Source organism: Pedobacter sp. 01N416, from assembly GCF_056399685.1.
The window spans coordinates 1-3,533 of sequence record NZ_JBFTRT010000709.1 but is presented as its reverse complement, the minus strand read 5'-3'; the positions used below and the strand labels follow the sequence as shown (position 1 = coordinate 3,533).

General features: G+C 35.2%; 3 protein-coding genes. All 3 read left to right on the top strand.

The window, feature by feature from the left end; genetic code table 11:
• Positions 1–71: 71 nt before the first annotated feature.
• Positions 72–680, top strand: a complete 609-nt coding sequence (locus AC1DND_RS26165; protein ID WP_477585559.1) for a hypothetical protein — start codon at positions 72–74, stop codon at positions 678–680.
• Between the two features lie 547 nt (positions 681–1,227).
• On the top strand, positions 1,228–1,800 hold the full coding sequence (locus AC1DND_RS26160) for a hypothetical protein (RefSeq protein ID WP_477585557.1): 573 nt from the start codon (positions 1,228–1,230) through the stop codon (positions 1,798–1,800).
• Between the two features lie 246 nt (positions 1,801–2,046).
• A partial coding sequence (locus AC1DND_RS26155) for a TonB-dependent receptor (protein WP_477585555.1) occupies positions 2,047–3,533 on the top strand: 1,487 nt, incomplete at its 3' end.

The window sequence follows — 3,533 nt, the reverse complement described above, 5'->3', positions numbered from 1 at the left end:
GCTTAAATGTTAAAAATATAGTTACATTTTTTATCTTAGTTTAAGAACAATTTAAAACAAAGCCATTTACTTTGAAAACGCTCAATTACAAACTTCCTGAAAGATTAGAAAAAACACTCACAAGTGATGATTATTATGAAGACGGGGGAATGGTTATTTCTCAGCTGAATTATCAGGATAAAGATCTTAATATAATTTTTAACCTCTATCCTAGTTCTGACAGACAAGCAAAGCAGACATGGGAATTAAAAATTATAAATATAGCATTCGAAAATTTTTCAAGAGCATGGACATCTCATTTCTCATTCTATTCTGACCATTTTTTACTTTATGAATTAACAGATGCTAAAGGAGACCTTTATTATAATGGAAAAGCAAAAAACTCAGAAAAACTGTTCATAGACCTATATAAAACCCATTTAAAAAACTATTACGGCGATTTTCCTTTTGCCTATGGCATAAATGCCGCTATGGATATTTTTAAATTGTGTAAGGATGGTTCAGGGATGTTTGCTCGTGGTCCAAAACAGGTTTTAGAGAAATATCAGATATGCCTGGCCAAGCACAACATTCAATCAAATTTTGTAGGAAGCTCACCTAAACCTGAAAATAAACTAAAACTCTTAATCTTTGGTGAAAGTTATTTTATTGGGGAAGAGTTTTTATTTACAGAAGTATAAAATAATTGGTTCTATCAATATCGCTGTAAGTTTTAAGTAAGGTTTTTAGAATAGCAATATTTTTTTTGGAGCGCAATGCCATTTGCTATTTTTAATTTAGTCTTGCTCTCTACTTTATCACGATAGAAACCTGTGAAACAAGCAGGCACACAATAAAACAATAAAGAATAGTGCTAAATCGGGATGCCCGTTCCGATCAGGGCTAGAAACTTAGGCCTGTAGCACGGAAAACCGATATAGTAGCAGAAAAATGACCAAACTAAACCTGACCGAACGGTCCCGGTTTTTCATCGGGAAGGTAGAGCAGGAAGAAATTAACCGATGGAATACTGCAATTGCTTTCCAAAAAAAATAAACGACTATAACACACATTGTTTTATATTCAGGTTTATTGCGGCATTACAGATATTTTTATTGAATCGGATGACGAACTTTTCTATTCAAAAACATTGTCTAATAAAATTTTAGTTATAAATTTATTTTTAAGAACTTTCCTGGTCAGAAAATCTAAATTTGACCAGGATATTCGACATTAACGCTCACACAAATGAAAAGTAACCCTAAAATCAAACTTCAATTATCTACCTTTCTCTTTCTTTCCATCTTTATATATGCCTGTTCGCCAAAACTGTATCTGGATGAAACCAAACGTTATCAGGCAGGGACATTAACTGATGCCCAGATGGATTCGTTGTATACTTTCTTGAAACAAAACGAAAGGCTTAAGCTAAAAGATACCATTATCATCAAATACGATTTCAATAAAGACGACTGTTGGAAAGACCTTAACTATCAGAACGCAGAATTCCTGAACAATGTAAGATGGGCCTTTCAAAAAAACATTCTTGAAAAAGCCGAAGCCAGACCAAAAGTTGCCATTTACCAATATCGTGAGGATGGAAAAAGTTTCAGTCCGATTAAATCAAAAGGTTTAGAAATAGAAACCGATTCGGGTTTTCTTAGAAAATTATTATTTAAAGAGGCTACTTCCTGTGGCACCTCGGCAATTATCCTTCCCAACGGTAAATTTTTACTGGTAAAATCAGACCCGCAATTCTCTGCGCTGATATTAAACGCAAAAGACATCGAGAAAAAATTACAGGATAATCTGGTTAAATAAGACCAGAAACTATCCAGGTTTGAGTTAGAAACGATTTAACAAAATTTAACTAAAAAATTAGGTATAATACTGTAATTTAGTTTTAGTTAATCGGGTTCATAGGTTGTTCTTTTGGCTGTTAGCCTCTTTTAACAGGTAAAAAACAGGAGACGAAATCAATAATAGTTTACAAAATAGCCACAGGTTAACAGAATATGCGCTAAATTTATCTGCCAATCTGTGGCTAAACCATCAATTATCATTCTATTGAAACAGAACCTTACTTTACTCTTGACTTTATTTTCCTTTACCGGTTTAGCGCAAACAATAAAAACCGATTCAACCAAAAAACTCGAAGAAGTTACCGTTAAAGGCTATTACAATTCACATTCATTATTAAGATCGGTATCAGCCGTAACTTTGATTGATAGCAATTTAATCGGAAATCAGCAGAGCAGTTCCTTAGTGAGTACTTTAAATACTATTCCTGGTGTAAGAATGGAAGAACGTTCGCCAGGTAGCTATCGTTTATCGCTTCGTGGCAGTTTACTCCGATCTCCTTTTGGCATTCGAAATATTAAAATTTACATTGATGATTTCCCGTTAACTGATGCAGGTGGAAATACCTACCTTAATGCCTTAGATGTTTCTGCGGTAGGGATGATGGAGATTTATAAGGGACCAGAAGCCAGTATTTTTGGTGCAAACACAGGTGGTGCTATTTTGATTAATCCCCCCGCCATAAACCACAATGAAATTAATATTTCAGCAATTGGAGGTTCTTATGGTCTTTTGCATCAAACGGCATCAATCAAACAACAATATAAAAAGTATAGTTTCAGTTTCAGCGAAGGATATCAGAGAAGCGATGGGTATCGACAAAACAGTGCAATGGGTAGAAAATATTTTCAAACGCTGCAGCAATGGAATTATAGCAACGCTGGCAGTTTAAAGGCTTTTGCTTTTTACAGCGATTTAAATTACGAAACACCAGGTGGATTAACGGCTACACAATTAGATCAAAACCCTAAACTGGCCCGTCCGGCAACATCAACACTACCTGGCGCCATTTCACAGCAAGCTGCCATTTACAATAAAACCATTTTCGGGGGAATATCCAATTCGTACCAGATCAATAAATAYCTAAAGCATGTTATTGCTTTGTTTACCTCGTATACCGACTTCAAGAACCCGTTTATAACTAATTACGAACAGCGCTACGAAAGTACGCTTGGACTAAGAACATTTTTAGAATACGCTCAGGCAAAAGAAGACATTAAATTTAATGCTCAAATAGGATTAGAAAGTTCTGCTACCAAAAGTCAGATTAAAAACTTTAATAATAATAGTGGGGAAGCTAGCTCAATGCAAGCTTCAGACCGCTTAAAAGCCAGCCAGGATTTTGCTTACTTCAGATTAAACTTCGACATTAACAATAAATTTCTGATCGAACTTGCATCGAGTTTAAACTTTTTTAGCTACAACTATGAAAGTTACTTCCCTGTAACAATTGCAACAAAAGAGCGCAAGTTTAATACGCAATTTATGCCGAAGGCCACCTTATCTTACTTAATCGCAAATGACATCTCTGTCAGGGTCTCTGTAAGTAAAGGTTATTCAACGCCTACTATCGCAGAAGTGAGGTCGTCTGATAACAACATCAATAATGACCTGCAAGCAGAGTCAGGCTGGAACTATGAACTGGGCTTAAGGTATAAAACGGGTAATAACCGTTTTTACGCCAACGGAAATGT

Bases quoted from the DNA above. Each gene is read 5' to 3' on its own strand.
- AC1DND_RS26160 (WP_477585557.1), top strand. From the start codon at position 1,228: ATGAAAAGTAACCCTAAAATCAAACTTCAATTATCTACCTTTCTCTTT.